Origin of the sequence: Peptostreptococcus sp., from assembly GCF_036639115.1 — a bacterium.
In the GTDB taxonomy this organism is placed as follows: domain Bacteria; phylum Bacillota; class Clostridia; order Peptostreptococcales; family Peptostreptococcaceae; genus Peptostreptococcus.
The window spans coordinates 30,511-50,815 of the sequence record NZ_JAVWJH010000007.1; the positions used below are offsets into that span (position 1 = coordinate 30,511).

Sequence of the window (20,305 nt, forward strand, 5' to 3'; positions counted from 1 at the left end):
TACTTTAGTATAACATATTATGAGTATTTTTTTCATTTTTTTATTTTATAAAATAAGTTTTTCCTTCTTAAAAGGAGCTCTCTACTTTATAAACCTCTGTATTATGATATTTTTTTTAAAATTACAAAAGCAAGTTCTCTATTACTTGTTTATGCATTCTTTATTCATATTTTTCATAATATTAAAAACTTATATACAAAAGATAATAAGAATAGATTTCATAAAAAAAGCACCATATAAATGGCACTTTTAATCATTTTTTAAATGATAACTCTTCACTATAAGACTCTAATTATATAATTTTTTTTAAATTTTACCCACAATATACATTTATATGAGCTGGTAGCACTCTTATATCAATTGGAAGTTTGTCGCCTTCATCTCCATCTATGTTCGTAGCAAGCTCGTGTTCATCATCTGATTTTATACTTACTTGTTTTAACTGTAGATATCCAACATAATTACTAGAAGTATCTACCCCTTTTAAAAGATCTGGGAATGTCCTAATAGTATCAAGTATCGTTTCATCTTTTAAATATATCATGTGCAACATACCATCATCCACTACTGCATTTGGTAATATTTGTTCAAATCCTCCAATAGAATTAGTCAATCCTATCAATATCATACTACTTTGAATATGTTTTTCCTCACCATCTACAAGCATAGAAAAAGCATAAGATTGCGTATTTTTAAACTGTTTAAATCCAGATACAAAATAAGCAAATCTTCCAAGTCTCGTTTTCTTACTGGAATCTACATCATTTACTGCCTCTGGAATTACCCCAATTGCGACAACATTCATAAAATATTTATCATTTATCTTTCCTATATCTACTTTCTTACTCTTAGATAAATCTAATCCTTCAATTGCCTTTTGTGGATCTAATGGAATAGACAAAGCTCTTGCCAAATCATTCACTGTACCAAGTGGAAAAAATCCAAAATTTGGCCTATGTTCATGTTCAGCCAAACCATTTATACCTTCATTTACCGTTCCATCTCCACCCATTACAAATACGCTGTCATAACTATCTTTTGCTGCTTGGCTGGCAAATGCTGATGCATCACCTGATTTTTCGGTATACTTTATAGTTAATTCATCAAATAAACCCTCTAATTTTTCTATTGCAAAATCTTCATATTTTTTTGCTTTTTCAAGACCTGCACTAGGATTTATAACCAATAATGCTCTTTTCATATAAAACCTCCTTACCTGTGTTTGTGTAGCCATCCATAAATTAAAACTTATTATTTTCAACTAAAATTATTCATGATTATACTCCTATATATTCACAAATTTATCATCTCTTAATCTCTTTTTTATCTTACGCACATATATATTGATATTTATCTTTCTATATAATAAGATTATATTATATGTATCTTTAGAATACCTATAATTATTAACTTTTGTGAAATAAAATTTTATACCAATAAGGAGGTTTATTATGTGTACACACATCGTATTAAAAAACAAAAATTCAAAATTACTTTCTGCAAGAACCATGGATTTTTCTTTAGAATTAAATCCCTTGGCACTTGTATTTCCTAGAAATTATAGTGTTGACTTTATTTACGAGAATCCAATGAATAATCATTTTGCTTTTTCTGGTCTGGGTAAAGATGTAGGAAAATATTATCTTGCTGATGGAATCAACGAACATGGTTTATCGTGTGCGGCCCTTTATTTTGAAGGTTATGCAAAGTATAATGAAGATTGTGATAAGCAAAAAATAAACCTTGCTCCACAAGAATTTTTGCACTGGATCTTGGCTTCATCAAAAAATGTAGAGGATGTTATTAAAAACATACAAAATATAAACATCGTAAGCTATGTCTTAGAGTTTATCGCCAAAGCTGCACCTCTTCACTGGGTGATTACAGATGCTACTGGCAAATCTATTATAGTTGAACCTCTTGATGGAGAGTTGGTGGTAGAAGAAAATAAAGTGGGTGTGCTTACAAATAGCCCTGATTTGAACTGGCATTATACAAATATGAGAAACTATATTGCTCTTGATATCAATCAACTAAATCCAAGAAAAATTAATGATCTAACTCTTCAACCTTTTGGACAAGGAAGTGGAAGCTTTGGACTCCCTGGGGATTATACTCCACCATCAAGATTTGTCAGAGCGGTGTTCAATAAATTAAGTTGTAGAATGGAAGACTCAAAAGATGACCTTTTAATTGCATCTTTTGCTATTTTAAATAATGTTATGATAACTAAGGGTAGCGTCAAAACAGCTCATAATACAATTGATTATACTCAATACGTTTCTTCTATATCTCATGAAGATTTAACTTACTATTTTAAAACATATAGAAATCCTAATATAAGATCATTTTCACTTTTGGATTTTGATCTTGATGAAAATAAACTAGTAGTTTTAGAAATAGATGACTCTTTCCATTCTGAGAGTATTGTATAAATATATTTTTGAAAATCTATATCCATATAGCAATATAGAAACCTAAAGTTTTTATATATTACTTCAACAAAGCATTAATAATCTAAAGTTTAGCTTTTGCAGAGTATCAATGATATAAAACTTCAAAAATATACCTATAAAAATAAAAAGGGAACCGTACGGTTCCCTTTTTTAGTCTTATTACATATATATTATCTATTTATTTCCTAAAGTTTTGCTATCTGTATACCTCTTAGATATTTCTACTGCTGTATTATATCTATTGCTTCCTGCTACTCTTTCCTTGCTCTTGATATCAAAATCATCTTCTATTGACTTAGATACAGAGTTGTATCCTCCACCTATTAACATGTTTTCTATCTTCCAACTATTTATTGCTTTGTCTGTTGTTGGATGAACATTGTTTGGTGTTGTCAAAAGTATTGGTGACCTAAACTTAGCCGCTAATGAACTGATTGTTATTCCATCTGGGAAATCTGTCCCATCTACCAGAATCATATCTTTTTTGTTATTTGTCATAGTTCTTACTTCATCGGCAACCTTATAGGCTGTTTCATATCTGTTTTGACCACCTATTCTATCAACACTAGATATTTTTGATTTTACAGTATCTTCCACATTTTGAGACACTGATGTTTTTTCTCCACCAATCGTGATTTTATTTATTCCCCAAGACTTTAATAATTTATCTGTAATCTTATTAAGTTCCTTTGGCTGAGTAAGTAGTATCGGTATTCTCTTTTCATTTGCTAGTGTAGAAAGTGTAATAACGTCTGGGAAATTAGTCCCATCTACTAATACAGCTTCTTTTTTATTGCTATTTGTAAGCCTTACTTCATCGCCAATTCTTTCGGCTGTACCATATCTATCTTTACCAGATATTCTTCTTACATTATAGCCTGCCTTTTCTAATTGAGAAACTACTTTTTCTGAAACAGATAAAGGTCCACCAGAGATAATTACTTCATCTACATTAAGTCTTTTTATTTCCTTCATTGTATTATCAGAAACCTGATCAAGATCAGTCAAAAGTATTGGGCACTTCTTCTCATTTCCCAAGACAGTTGCTGTCAATACATCAGTATACTTATCTCCACTTGCAATTATTACATATTTTTTAGGAGTTATTCCCCCTCCTCCACCACCTGTGGACTCTTTAGTATTAGTAACAATATAGCCATCTTTAGAATTTCCTTCTATCTTCTCTTTATATCCGTTCACTTTATTTTCGGAAACAGTATATTTAATTTCTTCACCCGTTTCTTTATCATACTTTGGTAAATCTTTAAACTGATCTTTCCATGTATTATCATTATTTAAAATCATTATTTTTTCTGTAGATTTACCATCTGACAACAGATTGATAGCTACTTCTTTAGCTTTTCCTCCAACCCATTTCTTTTCTACTGGAATATTTACCTTTTCTTGAGATACATTTAAAACTTCAAAGTTATTATCACTCTTTTTTATGACCTTAGAATCATATCCTTCTATAGTAACTTCTTCAACTGTGTAGTTTATTTTTTCCTTATCAGATACATTCTCTACTACTGGCATATTTTTAAATGTGTGCTTCCATTCATTTTCCTCATTAAGTGTAACAGATCCTTTTTCTATTCCATTTGCTAGTAACTTTATATTTACGGATTCTTTTTTATCTCCTACCCATTTTTTATTAACACTTATATCCATTTTTGCTGGTTCTAAAGGGGTTTGTTTTATTACATTTTCAACTTGAATTTTATTTAAATCCTTTGTAGCAGTAAATTCTATTACATCTTTGTCTTTAACATACCCTTCAGGTGCCTTTGTTTCTTTGATATAATATTTCTTACCTAACTCTAGATTTGGAACTGTTACCATCCCATTTCTATTTGTTACTAGGTTCTCTAGAATAGGTTTTTTATCCAAATTATCATATAAAGAGAATTTTGCTCCCTCTAATTTTTTATCATGATCGTATTTATCTACTTTTTCCAGAGATATATCTTTTTTATCATAATTAACTGATACCTCTACCTTTAAAGCCTCTATATACGTTTTTTCATTGTTTACAGATATTGCAAAGCTATTATATGCTTTTTCTCCATCTGCTATTGAATTGTTATTTTCTATTTTATTATGCGTTATAATATTTGCAGTCTCTCCTACCTTAACTGACTGTCCCTTTTTAAGTACTGCTTTTATCATTGTAACCTTTGACATATCTTCAACTGAGTTTTTCCAATCAACATTTTTATTTTCTTCTATCGTTGCTTTTGGAGCTTCTGTAGAAAAATAGATATCAAATTTTTCTTGATTTTCTACGCTTATCAAAGGTGTTTTAAATTTAGATTCTCTACTTGGGTAATTTCCATCTTGATCTGCAACAATACTTCTATCACCATTATATGGAAGAATATCTATCACCGAAAGTTCTTCAATAGCCTGAGTACTACTATTTACAAACTTTAACCTATAATCAATATTATTACCAATAGTCGCTCTCTTGCCTGTAGAAGACCCATAATGACCATCATCTTCAGTAGACATCTTTACCTCTTTGAATGAAGAAAGTACCTTTGGTGGGTATATTTTGAAAGCTCCCTTTAGTCCACTTAGATTTGTAAACTTATCAGATGTTTCTGGTCTATTTTTAGCATCTTTTAAAATATTATTCCAAAGACCATTAGGAGTGTCTAACTGTAGTATTCCGTACTGCTTCCCATCTTTATTGTCAATTTTATTATTATCAATTGACAAGGCTGCATGTATAGAATACCCGCCTATCAATAGCCTGTTTGTTGCTTTAAAGCTCAACTCATAATAATTTTGAGCAGTTTTTGAAATAGCATTATCAGTTAGAGTTGGTATCTTAACTGTTTTAGGCTTTGTCACTATCAAATTGTAACCAGGTTTATAACCCCTTACTATCTCCATACTTTCAAATACATTTGGATCGTTAATAGGCTCTAATCCATCTGGAGCAAGGTAGTATAGATTAATATTCTCTGGTTGTGTAGCATCAAAGAAATTACCATACCTTTCATGATTATATGATAATCTAGTTGTTATTACATCGTCCGTATAAAAAGTTGACCCATTCGTTATCGATATTGTATCATTAGCTTTTATAACTTCATATTGTAAGTTTACAGTGTCTCTTGTGTAGTCCGAAATTGAAAAAGCTTCTGTAGTAGCATTTTGATTCCCTGAATTTTTGTGGTAATCTATGCTACCGTTTGAGTATCCATATGAATTTTCTTCATGGCTCGGTGTCATATTTTTATCTAATTTTTCCTTTAGTTCATCAACAATTGAAGGCTTTAAGTCAGCAATTACCTCTGTATGTATCAAACTAAAAAGCTTATTTATTTCATCTTTTCCATTAAAGGTAACACCTTCATTTGGATATTCAAATTCTATTGAAGTAAACTCTTCTCCACCTGTGAATTTTTGCCAACCTTCATTTGTAAATGAATCATTATAATTAGCATATCTAACTACTGACATTTTATCAGATATCAAAACTTTTTTACCATCTTTTTGGTAGGCATAAACTTTTGTACCATCAAGCATTGATTTCAATTTATTGTAATCATCATCACTCAAGTTTCCTATTACACTAACTCTCGCCTCTCTTGGGTTTACAAAGTTCACTACATTTATTTTAGAACTTTTTAATAATAGTTTTTGTGGATCAGTTTCATCTACTTTATTGTTTATAGAAAGATTTCTTATATTTTTATATGTATATCTTATCCTTTGATTTTCTAGTTTTTCTTTGTCATAAGGAATCGAAAAATTATTTGTCCGAGTAGTTGAATAGTTTTTATTGACAGAATCATAGTTCTTGTCTATTAATTTATTCCACTTTGTACTAGTTATATATGTTGTTGCCCCTATTGTTGGTTCTTCCTTAAGAATATAGTACCTTCTTAAAGAACTCCAATTATTTGGACCCAAATCATTTTTCACTTCTCCATCTACAACTGCTTGAACACTAAAGTCCACTTTTATTTCCTTGGCTTTGTTAGAGCTATCGTGAGCACTTAGGTTTATTCCAGCTAGATCGAGCTGTATACTTAGATTCGATATAGTTACTTCATTTCTTTTAAGATCTTTATAATATCTGTTTGTACTCTCTTCAAAAATCCATCCCGTATTTTCTCTTACCTTTGTACCTTCAGGTATAGTTGCGTACACTCTTCTGTCTCTTGGATCATTTCTATTGCTTAGGGGAGCATTTAAACTATCGCATGTAAAAGTATTGTAAACTCTTTCTTTAATTACATAATTTTCATCAACATCATTAGTAAGCCTTTCTGCTGAATAATACGATGAACGAGGCTTTTCTATATCAGATTTTCCCTCTATATCGATAGAATCTTTTGCTAATAGGTCACCATCTTTATTAAAAAACTCTTGTTTTATTGTACTGATTGATTTATTTATAGTTTTGCTTTCTAATAAGTTAATCTTAAATGGTGTAGCTCCAGTGTATCCACCATATATTTCATGATATGTTGTAACTATTTGCCAATCGTCTTCAGTCTCTTTTATCTCAACATTTTTTATTAAATCATGTGATGTTGAAATATTTTTTAATTCCGGCTTTTGGTAGTCCTTTTTCGGAATCGATATTACTATATGTGAACCCTCTTCTAAATCTGCAACATTCCCTGATACTGAAATATTGTTATAAAAATTTATTATTTCACCACCATAATATGATGTTTCCTCATCTGTAAGTAAGAGAGATGCCGAATATATTCCTGAAGATTCTTTTTCTCCTCGGTTTTCATTTATTGAGTCATTCAAAGTAAAATTATTATTATTATCCTTCTCATTTCCTTCTATAGCCTTTGTGAAAACATTTTCTTCAGAGTTAATTTTCACATGATCTGCATTACTAGAACTTACTGCTTCAATAGAATCATCCGCATATGTTGTTATTGGAACAAATGTATTTCCCACAGATCCCACGAATAATGCAACAGCAAGCATTAAATTAATTATTTTTTTCATAATAAAACCTCCTATACATAATTTTTTTTAAAAACATACTCTTTGAATTCTAGTTTTAATCACCCCCTTAAATACTTTTTATTATATTTAGATTGTAATCTTTGGTAAATATTTTATTACATGATTACATATGCTAGTCAGTTATATTTAATTGTCTTATATATTTTTTATAATTTGTATATATACTTTTTTGTATATATACTTTTTTATTAATACTAAACTTTATTTGTTTTATTTAAGCTTATAGTTAAAATTTGCTATAAATTATAGCTATTTTCCAATTATTCTATCATTTTTGTTTGAGTATTACAATTATGTATAAAAATATTTCGTATTTTAACTGTTTAAAATATATCTCAAAAATGTTTAATTTTTTTATATATATTATCTAAACCCTTTGCATAATTCATTTATTTCATTTTAATCACGATTACAATTTAATAATAAAAAAATCAGGATAATTAAATTATCCTGATTAAAAATGTTTAGTATCGCATAATATTTTTGTACTTTTTATCTGTTTTAATTTTTGCCTAAACTTGTTGAATTTGTATATCTCTTAGATATTTCTACTGCTGTATTATATCTGTTACTTCCTGCTACTCTTTCCTTATTTTTAGCTCCTAAATTATCTTCTATAGACTTAGAAACTGAATTATATCCTCCACCTATTAGTATATTTTCTATCGTCCAGTCATTTATTGCCTTTGCTGTTGTTGGATGAAGAGTATTTGGTGTAGTTAAAAGTATAGGAGCTTTGAACTTAGCAGATAGTGAACTAATCGTGATTCCATCTGGGAAGTTTGTTCCATCTACCAAAATCATATCATTTTTATTATTAGTCTTAGATCTTACTTCATCAGCAACCTTGTAGGCTGTTTCATATCTATCATGCCCACCAATTCTATCAACTGTTTTAACATTTGATTTTACTGAGTTTTCAACATTTTGAGATACTGAAGTTTTTTCTCCACCTATAGTTACATTTTCAATATTCCAATCCTTTAATGTTTTTTCTGTTGTATTATTAAGTGCTTTTGGCTCTGTTAGAAGTATCGGAACTCTCTTTTGATTTGCTAGAGCAGACATTGTAATTACGTCTGGGAAATTTGTTCCATCTACCAAGATTGCTTCGTCCATATTCTTGGTAGTTAATCTCACTTCACTTCCTATTTTTCTAGCTGTTTCGTATCTATTTTGACCTGCTATTCTTCTTATATCATATCCTTCTTTTTTAAGTTGATTTACTACATTATCTGACACAGATTCTGGTCCACCAGAGATTATTACTGTATCAGTATCTAGCCTTTTCATTTCTTTTAAAGCATTGTCTGATACTTGATTTTTCTCTGATAGAAGTATTGGACATTTTTTCTCATTTCCTAGAACTGTTGCTGCCAATACATCAGTGTACTTGTCTCCACTTGCTAGTATTACATTATTCTTTGAAGTAGTATCTCCACCTCCGCCAGAACCTCCACCCGTATTTCCTCCGCCTGACGTAGATTCTTTCATCATTATATCAACTGGCTCGTCGTATTCCTTTTCATCTGGATTATAGTATACTTTACGCTCTTTTCCATCGTACTCTCCATATACTCCATAGACATATGGCTTAAATGTCAATTTCTTACCCTTATATCCATCTGGTATTGTATATACTTCACTTGTATTGAATTCTTCTCCTGGCTTAACAGTCACTAATTTTTTAGATCCATCTTCATCCGAAATTTCCTTAGATTCTATTACTTTACCATCTCCATCTACAACATCATATCCCATAACTAACATTTTATTGACCACATTTTTTGATGTATTTTTTAGATTTAAATCTAAATTAATCTTATCATTTGATTGAAGATTTTCTTTTTTATCTGGAGAAATTTTTAGAGTAGAAGTTTCATAATAAATATCTGTGTATTTTACACCCGTAGTATTATCTAGTAAAGTTCCCTCATGGACTCTATTTAAGCCCCAATCACCATATGTTGGTTCATCTTTTGATATATAGTGAACTTCTATTGGTCCATCTATTTGCATCTTGGTAATACCATCTTTAAATGTCATTTCTTTTCCATCTTTATCAAGAGGAACAACAATTAGACCCATTTGGTATGACCATCTATACTTTCCAGGATTAGCCTCTAGATAGTCCTTATATGCCCTCTGATAATCCGGATTATTATCCATGTAATCAGTCATTTCTTTTCTTGTAAAAATCATGTCTTCTTTAGAACTTCCATCATATTTAAAATCTTTTTTTATAAAGGTATCATATATACCTGAATAACCATTTAAAATAATTCTAACTCCAGACAACTCTTTAAAAGATCCATCTGGCATTTTTTTCTCTATTTCTGTCCAAGGTATCACTATTTTCTCAAGTTCTGCAGCATCATCGTATCTATTCCAAGGATATATATTTATTTTAACCTCTTTAAGACCCAGTTCTTTATCTGAGTTTGCCTTATAATTTTCAAAATTTACATTATCTATATACTGTATAATTTTTTGATTTATTCTTGCTGTTTTAGAATTTATTGTACTCGACATATTAATATTTTCTGGAAGAATATCCTCTTTGTCTTTTGTAGAATCCCCCAGTTCTACTGTTGATTGTGCAGACTGCGTGTTCTCATTAGCTGCAAGTGCTGGCACTACCGCTGTAGATATCATACTCGACACTAGTCCTACATATAACGCTTTCCTGATTTTTATTTTCATTGTCATCCCCTCATATAAAATATATTCTTATAATTTCTAATTTAAATATTTTCTCGAACCTACCTGTTTTATTTCCTTTCAAACGTAAATAAAATATAACTTTCAAAAACTATAAAATAAGATTTCTGATTTTATCTAAATATACCCTAATGGGTCATATTAGAAACATCTTATTCTAATTTTTTTAAAACCTTTTTTATAATAATTACATTAAAACATCAATCCTCATAGCCTATTTTATTCAATACATTATCTATTTTTACATTATTTTATTAATTAAATATCTTTTTAATCAATATTATCAATAGATATGTCAATAAATTCTAAGCCTTATAATAATTAATAATCCTCTATTATTTTTTATATTTTTAAAGCATAAATTTTAGTTAAGTACTACTTTAAAACGAACCCGTCTTTTAAATTATACATAATCATGAAATTTACGCTCTTAAGGGTAGCTTTTTAAACTCAAGTAATAAGTTATAATTTTATAATTAAATTTCAAATATTAAAAAAAGAACTCCGAAAAGAGTTCTTTTTTTAATATTTATTATTTTCTTCGAATTTTCTTTTTAGTTTTTCTCTTTCCCTAATTTGATATATAGAATTCATTATTATTCCTATTAAAGGACCAAGAAACACACCTAAAGGTCCAAATATTAATCCTCCCAATATCGTAGCTACAAACGTATATAAAGGCCTAAGCCCTATGCTATCTCCTAATATTTTAGGTTCTATTATTTGCCTTAAAACTACCAATATTACATATAAAATAATTACATTTGCTCCCATAGAATTTAGATCTCTTATTACAAAGCTTATAGCCCAAGGAATCATTATTATACCACTTCCTACAACTGGCAATACATCAACTATTGCTATACCCATCGCCTTTAATATAGGTAATTTTATTCCTATAATATATAAGCCTATCGACAGTACTACAAAACTCACGAGCATCAGCTTAAGCTGAGCCTTCACATATCCTTTTATACCTATACCAGCATCTATTACAACTTCCCTTAAATATTCGATATACTTATCCATGTCTCCTCCTTAAACTAGTATTTTAATCATCGTATAATGAATCATGTTAAATAATCTCCTCTATCCATTTATTATATACCATTACTACTTTTATTGTAATAAATATTCTTTATATTACTATCAAAAGCAGTATCTATACAATAATTTACTTGAATTTATAGATACAACTAAAAAGAAAGAAGGAGTTACTCGTATGAGCACTCCTTCTTATTTATAGAACAATATATTTAAAAAACATTATTATTTTTCTATAGCATGAACAACTATTCTCTCTGTTCCGTCATCTGAACATGTGGATAAAGTGATTAATTTTTTTTTATTGATATCATTATTAATAATAAAATCATCTGCATTTACAATACTATTTTCACTTGTATTTTTTATAAATTGAATTTTATCTTCTTCAGTATTAAAATTTATTTCCCTATAACTATAATTTGGTTCCGCCGTATACACTGAATATATCAAATATACTTTAGATAGTGAATTTATAGTAATTTTTATATTTTTATTTTTGTTATAAAATTCTTGTGACTTTAACATCTTCAAATCATGAAATTGTTTTCCAGATTTCATATTATGTCCATATATTACACTATTATCATCAGTAAAATCATTTTTATTTCTATAATCTAAAAATATACTTCCATTGCTGTTATATTCTTTATCAATTGAATGATTTAAATAGTAACTATTATTATCTGATTGGACTATCGGATAACTAATTCTAGTATTTGTTATCTCAATAAATCCAACAGCATCATCATATTTTTTTGATACTTCTTTCATAATATTTTTACCATTGTTTTTTTTAATTTCCATTAAATTTGATTCAATTTTTTTTGTTTTTATATAATTATTTGAATAACTTGCTATATCTTTTACTGAAACTATAATCGTAACAATTATAAGTATCTCTGCAAATAATATTAATATTTTTTTCATAATTTAAACCTCTAACTAACTATCTTTTTATCTTGAAAATAATTACCATCGCCACAATCGCAAAAATTAATATTATTACGCTAAAAAAAATACCTTTGTCATATGTTTTTGGATTAGATGTTTTTATATTTGAAATACTACTCTTTTCACTTGGGTTAGTAATTTGCTTTATTTTTTTTATTGGAATAATACTTTTATCTAATTCGGTGTTTGTAATGACAAACTCTCCCTTTTTTTCTTTAATATTTGATTTATAACCTTCTATCTCTTTTTCTTTCACTGTATAATTTATCTTCTCTCCTGTATACTTGTCTACCAGTTGTAAGTCTGTAAATACATGTTCCCAATTATTTTTATCACTTAGAGTTACTCTATCTATCTCTTTACCATCTGCCAAAAGTGTTATTTTTACTTCACTTTGTGCTTTTCCTTTCCAAATTTTCTTTACAGGTATTTGAGTTAAGCCTGGTATTTCTTTTTCTGTGTTTATTATAATAAAACCATTTTTTATTTCTTTTATTTCTGACTTATAACCTTCTATCTCTTTTTCTTTCACTGTATAATTTATCTTCTCTCCTGTATACTTGTCTACCAGTTGTAAGTCTGTAAATACATGTTCCCAATTATTTTTATCACTTAGAGTTACTCTATCTATCTCTTTACCATCTGCCAAAAGTGTTATTTTTACTTCACTTTGTGCTTTTCCTTTCCAAATTTTCTTTACAGGTATATTTTTAGTCTTTATCTTTTTAATCTTTGTATTTATTATAATAAAACCTTTTCTACTTTCTTTTATCTCTGTCTGATATCCATCTATCTTTTTCTCTTCTATCGTATATTCGATTTTCTTATTTGTTTTTTCGTCTACTAATGGAAGATCTTTAAATATATGTTTCCAGTCGTTTTTATCATTTAACGTCACAGTTTTTACTTTTTTTCCATCTGCCAGAAGTGTTATTTCTACTTCACTTTGTGCTTTTCCCTTCCAGATTTTTTTTACTGGTATATTGATATTTGATGGTACATAATCATCTCTATGTGTTTCACCTGAGTTTTTTATATTTTTTGCTATAATTGTACCATTAAAATTTTTAGTCATATTAACATCTGCACCTGGAGAAAGTAATAATCCTGTTATGGCATCTTGATTTGTTATATTTCCTTTAAACATATAATCATCTTTTGATGAGTCAAATATATTCCATATAACGTTTGCATTTTGCCAAGTTGATACCTCACCTGTGGGAGCTGTTGATCCATCTGTATAATGAATTACTGATTTTTTCAATGAAAAACTGTTTCCAAAATCTTTCATATCAACATTGATTATTAATGTAGTTGGTTTTGATTTATCAAATCCATATATATTTATATCATTTGAAAGATCAAAGTCACCTTTTTTCAAGTTATAAATGTTGAATACTTCACTATTTTTTATGTTTATAGACTGTTTATTTTTATCGTTATTTTCTATATATGTAGAATTATTTTCATGTTTAGACAAAGTTTTACTTAAATCTATCATTTCGTTTTCAAGTAAGTCTATATCTATAAATTTTTCAGTCTTGTCCTTCCATAAACTATCCTCGTTAGTTCTTTTTTCTGGCTTATCTACTTTATTTCCATTAAGAGACCATGCAGATCCATTATCTGCTGTACCAGTTTTTATATTTTCACCTACAACAATAACTGAACGCTGATGCGAAGTTCCTTGAAACCCCTGTGTATTATCTATTTTTTCTTGTATATAGCTGACTTCTTCAACACCCTTTGTTCCAAAGTTGGACTGATAATTCAAATTTTTTGTAAGTATATTTCCATTTACATGAGAGCCTGTACTGACACTATTAAAACCTACCAAATGAAAACCACCAGCAATACCAAACATGCTCGGTTTAAAAAAACCTGTTTTTTCATAGGTATTTTCTTTAGTAACAAGTGTTACACCATCAGAATCTTTTTCTGATGCAAAGGAGTGAAAACTAACTATGTTCATTAATTGAAACATGATTAGCAATAGAGATATTAGTTTTTTGTTTTTTTTCAACATAATATTTATCCTTTCTTTGTAAATATGTTTAAACAAATTAACATACTTTTATCTTAATATAAGCCTTTAAATAAAAATTATATTCCTAAGAACACTTGCACACTTTTAAATATCGTCTATTAATATTTTTAATTTTTGTATACCTTTTAGTGTTTTTTACTTAAATATTTTTAAAATGGATTTTTTATGATTAATTAAATAAATTGCTTAAAACAAAAAATCTTTGCTACAATTTAAAGATTTTTTATTGACTTATATGATTTCTCCTAAGATCTTTTTTAACTCATGATTTTTTCGTTACTTTAAAGACATAATTACCAAAATAATATAATTTTTGAAAATATTATTTTGGATGATTTCAATATTTTTGTACACACCCCCTAACCTTTCAAATATAACCATTATTTAGACTTATATAGACTATAATATATAGTTTTAGAAAACACAATAATTTTTTTAATATTTAATAATCTTTTTTAATATTTTATATTTTTAGATTTTTTTTTAAATAAATAGTGATATTATTTAATCTTTATTAAAAACAAAGAAGAGTATGTTTTTATAAATAAAAGCATACTCTTTTTCATTTTTTGTTTCTTAAATTTTTTTATGAAATTCTCACGTTATTTTACTTGTTTATCACATATGAAATTATATATAAGAAATATATATGTGCTGGATAGAATATATAGAAGAAATATTTCGCTCCTTTTCTACCAGGTTTTCCATTGTACATTGCTAAAGGTATAGCTGCAAAAATCATAAGTGATTGTAGCTTGTTTCCTGTTACAAATACCAATATTGATACTAGAACTAGCGGCATTAAACGTATCCATATTTTTTTATCTCTTAATAGATAAAATGCAACTGCCAAAACAATCCATAGTGTTCCACCTTCAACCAACAATGGTAAAGGTAATAGTACCATTATTGCCTGTAAGAATATACTATTTTCTGGTGAAGTACTAAAGAACATAAACATTAATATAAAGCTTATTAAGTATGGAATCACCATTGCCACTACTGATAACACTATTTTCTTAGCGTTTTTTTCTTTTATTCCAAACTTCAATAAATCCACCATATACATATAATATAAACCTAAGAACAATGTACCAAATATTGAATTCATCAACATTACTGAATCTAGAGGGAATGCCTTTTGTATTAAATTGCTCGCAAGTGCCATCAATACATATGCAATCCAGAGTCTGGCCATGTATTTTTTCTTGTTTCTTGTATAGTAGAATCCTTCAGCTAACAGGAATAAAAATATTGGCGCAACTAGTCTTCCTAGACCTGTAAACCATAGTGGAATCCCATTCATATAAAACATCTGATGAATATGGTCAAATACCATCAATATAATTCCTAATATCTTCAATTGAAAAGATGTTAAACCACCATATTTTTTTATCATTGTATTTTCCATAAGTGTCCTCCCTTTTAAAATTATTAATTGCTTATAAATATTATTGTAATTTAGATTATAACAATACTTTAGTAAAAAATCTTCTTACAGAATTGTAAGATTAAAATGATAACGTTTTATTGCTTCTATTAAATATCTTTACCCATTTATCTATGCAAGTATCGATAAAGATAAATACTCATTCGGTAAATCAAATTAATTGCTACTAGCTCTACTTTTTAACTATAACTCGACTTTCTTGTTTTATATACTTGCTAAGCCAGCTATTTGTCACCCTATATTTCTAATAGGTTTACAATTGTTTTTTTTTATGATAATATACATCTATTAAAATATATAAATTGAAAGGAAAATTAATATGAAAGATAGTACTATAGCAAAAAATCAATTATTAGATGTTAAGTCGATGGTTCTGTGTTCAATGTTTGCGGCGCTTTGTGCTGTTGGAGCATTTATACAGATACCTCTACCAAATCTCGATTATTTTACACTTCAATATTTATTCGTTATGCTTACGGCTATGCTTCTTGGTTCAAAGAGAGGATTAATATCGCTATCTATTTATGTGTTGACAGGGCTAGTTGGATTCCCAGTATTTGCAGCAGGTGGAGGTATTACCTACCTTCTTAAGCCTACATTTGGATATTTACTTGGTTTTATAGTAGCTGCCTATATAACTGGATACCTTGTCGAAAAAAACAATGCAGATAATTTTCTAAAGTATTTCATGGCTGGTCTGGCAGGCTTTATAGTAATTTATTTTATAGGGTTTTCATATAAATATTTTATATTAAATTTCTATCTAGGAATAGAAACTCCATTTTATCTTATATTTTGGGGAGCCTTCCCTCTTGATATGCCTGGGGACTTTCTAGCTACTATACTTGCATCAATATTTGCTATTAAAATTAAAAAGGCGGTGAAATTGTAATGAATATAAATACAAGTAATAATAACAAAATCAAAGCAATTAAACTAAAAGATATGATTATTAAGGGCTATAAGCCAAGCTTTGAAGATATAGATATTCTTAAATCCATTGACATTGATCTTCTTTCTGGACTAGCTTGTGAAATTAGGGATTATTTTTCTGATGGTCAATTTGAACTCTGCACTATAATTAATGGAAAAAGTGGAAAGTGCTCAGAAAACTGTAGCTTCTGTGCCCAATCAGTCCATCATAATACGAACATTGAAGAATATGATTGTCTTGAAAATAAAGAGCTAACTAGTTCAGCTCTTACAAATTATAAAAATGGTGTAAATAGATTTTCTATTGTCACATCTGGAAGAAAACTTTCTGCCAATGAATTAGATATAGTATGTGGACAATTTGAAGCCATAAAAAAAATTTGTCCTATTAATCTATGTTCATCAAATGGACTTTTAGAGCTAGATCAGTTCAAAAAGCTAAGAAGTTCTGGTGTTACTAGGTATCACAATAACCTTGAAACTTCCAGAAATTTTTTCCCAAATATATGTACGAGTCATAGCTTTGATGATAAGATTAACGCTATAAAAAATGCTCAGTTAGCTGGCCTATCAGTATGCAGTGGCGGTATATTTGGACTTGGAGAAGACTTAGATGACAGAATCAGCATGGCATTTAGCTTAAGAGACTTAAATGTGGATTCTGTACCTATAAATATACTAAACCCAATAACAAATACTCCTTTAGAAAATAACAAGCCTCTTGAATACGATGAAATCAGAAGGTCTATATCTATCTATAGATTTATTCTGCCTAAAATAAATATTAGATTGGCAGGAGGTAGAATTCTTCTTTCAGATAAAGGTAAAAAGGCAATTGAATCAGGTCTTAATTCAATGATTTCTGGTGAAATGCTTACTACTTCTGGAATTAATACAACTGATGATACTGAAATGATAAAAAATATGGGTTTTTCAATTAAAAAAACAAATGATAGAAATATCTTATCTGACAGTCTAGAAAATATAGGTGAAATATTATTATCTAACAAAAATAAAGTTTCTAGTAATACAGATAATGACTATACAAAGCCCTCTCAATCAACTTTAAAAGAAGAGTTAAATGCTATGGACTATAAAAACACTTCAAGTTTTTTTTATTCCAAAGAAATTTCTGATAATAATCAACATAATTTTTTAAATAGAGATGATGCTATTTTTGTTTCTGGATGCAATACAGATATAGGAAAAACATATATAAGTAGCCAAATAATAAATATACTTAAAGAAACTGGCATTTCACTGGGATATTATAAACCCGTTTTAAGTGGAGCCTATTTAAATAATGAAAAGCTTGTTGCTGGTGACTGCGACTATGTAGTTAGGCATTCTTATTTGGATGAAGATCCAAACAAACTTTCTAGCTATATATTTAAAGAGGCATACTCTCCTCATTTAGCAGCAAGGTTTAACAATCAGCTAATAGAAAGCAAAAAAATAGTAAAAGATTTTAAAAGAATTTCTTCTTTAAAGGATTTTACTATTGTCGAAGGGTGTGGTGGAATAGTTTGCCCAATATATGAATCAGATAATAGACTATTGATGCAAGAAGACCTTATAAAATCGATGAAGCTGAATACTATTTTAGTTATATCATCTGATTTAGGATCTATAAATGCAGCTATTACTTCTTACCAATACTGTTTGGATAAGGGTATCAATATCTTGGCTATAATCATGAATAAATTTGATATCAATAATGTAAAGCATATAGATAATAAAAGATTAATAGAAAAACTAACCGCTACAAGAGTATTTTTTGCCAAAGATACTACAATTTAGCAGGTATATACTCATTAGATATTTAGTCTAAGCCTATTTTAAATATTTATTTGTATCTTACTTGGGTATTATTTAACTATATGGCATTTATTTACCCCTTGTTAATACTGATAAATAATATTTTACTAATACTAGTAAATAATATTTTTTTAAACTTTTTAATTTTTATTTTTAAGATGCTTCTTACCACTAAATTGGCATTGTACAATTAATATATCTGATTTAAATTATAGTTTTTTATAAAACTTAGGAGGTTTTTATGATAAAACAAGTAGATAAAAAAACAATATTCGTTATTTTTATAGTGCCTCTTCAATTTTTTCTTCAGCTTATAGTCAATACGTTGAATCTTCCAGTGGATTCACTTTTTAAAAATTTATTGCTGTTAGGAGTTTCGGTTATAGTTGTATCACTAGTTTTTTTGCTAAGAGGAGATCTATTGAAGCGTGATTTTCAAAAATTTAAGGAAAATAAAATGAAGTTACTGCTTATAAGTATAGTATCCGCTGTGGTTTCAGCCCTTCTAGTTATCTTTATAAAAAAGCTGATTCTTGCATCGGGTTTAACTTCACTTTCAATGTCTTCAAGTAATGTTTCCGATTTACCAAATGCTTGGCTAATGCTTATTGCTTCAATCCCTCCTACTTTGGCACCATTTTTAGAAGAAACTGTATTTAGATATGAATTATTTTATAGACTGAATTCTAGTAAATTAACAGGCTTTATTTTTGCTATAATATCATCAATATTATTTGGTCTTTTACATTATTTTAATTATAATGGAAATATCGTTCTTACTATACCGCTGATGGCCGTTGGTTTTTTCTATTGTATTATTTACAAGCTTACAGATAATATTTGGACATCCATTTTTGCACATATGTTTTACAACGGTGCTCTAAGTATAGGATCCTCACTTTTTGTTTTAATAATACAATTGCTTAGATAAAAATAAGTAATAATATATATAGTAAAAAAGTTCCCTAAAATATATCTGGGTACTTTTTTACTATTTTCTATATCTTAACTTATCTATTACTAAATTTTCACTTCTTGTATCTTTAAATATAAGGTTTATTTTTTAATTATAACTTTAAATATTCTTTAAATAAATATCTAAAAATTTTATAGATTTTAGAATTTATAACTTTATTTGTTATATATTTTAATTCAATTATTTTTTATTCATTGCTTTTAATTTATAGTTTTTTATATAATCTTCTATTTCTTCCATTGAATTTGAAAATAATATTAATCTTTCATTTTCTTTTGTTAAGAACCCTGAATCAACCATTTTTTCGAATTGTTTTTTTAAATCATCATAAAACCCACCTGAATTAAAAATTATGCATGGATTGCTATTTCTTCCAATCATTGCCCAAGACAGCACTTCTGATATTTCTTCTATTGTTCCTAGCCCCCCTGGAAGTGCAATATATGCATCACCATTTTCTATCATTATCTTTTTTCTTTCGCTCATATTTTCTACTTTAATCAATTGAGTAATACCTGGATGTGCCGGCTCAAGATCTGCCAAAAAGTCAGGTCTAACACCCAATACTTTGCCTCCGTTTTCAAGAACTGTATCAGCTAGCAAGCGCATCAATCCAGAAGCTCCTCCACCATATACAAGCGTATGATTATTCTTTGCTATCCAAGTACCTACTATCACTGCTGAGTTTCTATATAACTCATTATTTCCCATACTAGAACCACAGTATACTGTTATGTTCATATTTTTCCTCCTACCTATACTTTTAGACAAGTATATTTTCTTTATTTATCATTTTCAATCATACCTCTATATTACTATATTCTTCTTTTCTTTTGTCCATTTTATGAATAATATATTTTACTTATCAAGTTTATTGTATATCTATACATCTTATAGTT

12 protein-coding genes are annotated in these 20,305 nt (G+C 28.3%); 4 read left to right on the plus strand and 8 right to left on the minus strand.

Going from position 1 to position 20,305, the window contains the following annotated elements; all coding sequences use genetic code 11:
- Positions 1-313 precede the first annotated feature (313 nt).
- On the minus strand, positions 314-1,201 hold the full coding sequence (locus tag RR561_RS08505; protein WP_332507385.1) for a diacylglycerol/lipid kinase family protein: 888 nt from the start codon (positions 1,199-1,201) through the stop codon (positions 314-316).
- Positions 1,202-1,451: 250 nt separating this feature from the next.
- Between RR561_RS08505 and RR561_RS08510 the strand changes: the two genes are divergently transcribed.
- Positions 1,452-2,435, plus strand: a complete 984-nt coding sequence (locus tag RR561_RS08510) for a choloylglycine hydrolase family protein (protein WP_332507387.1) — start codon at positions 1,452-1,454, stop codon at positions 2,433-2,435.
- A gap of 195 nt (positions 2,436-2,630) precedes the next feature.
- Here the strand turns inward: RR561_RS08510 and RR561_RS08515 are convergent, their stop codons facing one another.
- The 6 genes from RR561_RS08515 to RR561_RS08540 all read right to left on the minus strand — a co-directional run bounded on the left by RR561_RS08515 (position 2,631) and on the right by RR561_RS08540 (position 15,640).
- Positions 2,631-7,442: a cell wall-binding repeat-containing protein gene (locus RR561_RS08515; RefSeq protein WP_332507389.1), complete on the minus strand. Its 4,812-nt coding sequence runs from the start codon at positions 7,440-7,442 to the stop codon at positions 2,631-2,633.
- Between the two features lie 522 nt (positions 7,443-7,964).
- Positions 7,965-10,166, minus strand: a complete 2,202-nt coding sequence (locus RR561_RS08520; protein WP_332507391.1) for a cell wall-binding repeat-containing protein — start codon at positions 10,164-10,166, stop codon at positions 7,965-7,967.
- Between the two features lie 540 nt (positions 10,167-10,706).
- Entirely contained in the window at positions 10,707-11,213 is a 507-nt protein-coding gene (locus tag RR561_RS08525) for an AI-2E family transporter (RefSeq protein WP_332507393.1), read from the minus strand.
- 240 nt (positions 11,214-11,453) lie between these two features.
- Positions 11,454-12,158 carry a class B sortase gene (locus RR561_RS08530; RefSeq protein ID WP_332507395.1) on the minus strand — a complete coding sequence of 235 codons (705 nt, stop codon included), beginning with the start codon at positions 12,156-12,158 and terminating at the stop codon, positions 11,454-11,456.
- 19 nt (positions 12,159-12,177) lie between these two features.
- The gene (locus RR561_RS08535; RefSeq protein WP_332507397.1) at positions 12,178-14,208 is read right to left on the minus strand and encodes a Cna B-type domain-containing protein; all 2,031 of its coding nucleotides are present in this window, start codon (positions 14,206-14,208) and stop codon (positions 12,178-12,180) included.
- 628 nt (positions 14,209-14,836) lie between these two features.
- Entirely contained in the window at positions 14,837-15,640 is an 804-nt protein-coding gene (locus RR561_RS08540; protein WP_332507399.1) for a TraX family protein, read from the minus strand.
- Positions 15,641-15,998: 358 nt separating this feature from the next.
- On the opposite strand from RR561_RS08540, the gene RR561_RS08545 reads away from it, so the two are divergent.
- From RR561_RS08545 to RR561_RS08555, 3 genes are all read left to right on the plus strand, one after another.
- Positions 15,999-16,571 (plus strand): biotin transporter BioY, encoded by a 573-nt coding sequence (locus tag RR561_RS08545; RefSeq protein WP_332507401.1) that lies wholly within the window; start codon positions 15,999-16,001, stop codon positions 16,569-16,571.
- A complete protein-coding gene (gene bioB / locus RR561_RS08550; RefSeq protein ID WP_332507403.1) occupies positions 16,571-18,412 on the plus strand; it encodes a biotin synthase BioB in 1,842 nt (613 codons plus the stop codon). The genes RR561_RS08545 and bioB overlap by 1 nt, the downstream gene beginning before the upstream one ends.
- Positions 18,413-18,671: 259 nt before the next feature.
- Positions 18,672-19,361, plus strand: a complete 690-nt coding sequence (locus RR561_RS08555; RefSeq protein WP_332507405.1) for a CPBP family intramembrane glutamic endopeptidase — start codon at positions 18,672-18,674, stop codon at positions 19,359-19,361.
- Between the two features lie 225 nt (positions 19,362-19,586).
- On the opposite strand, the gene RR561_RS08560 is transcribed toward RR561_RS08555, so the two are convergent.
- Positions 19,587-20,147 (minus strand): TIGR00730 family Rossman fold protein, encoded by a 561-nt coding sequence (locus RR561_RS08560; RefSeq protein ID WP_332507406.1) that lies wholly within the window; start codon positions 20,145-20,147, stop codon positions 19,587-19,589.
- Positions 20,148-20,305: the final 158 nt, after the last annotated feature.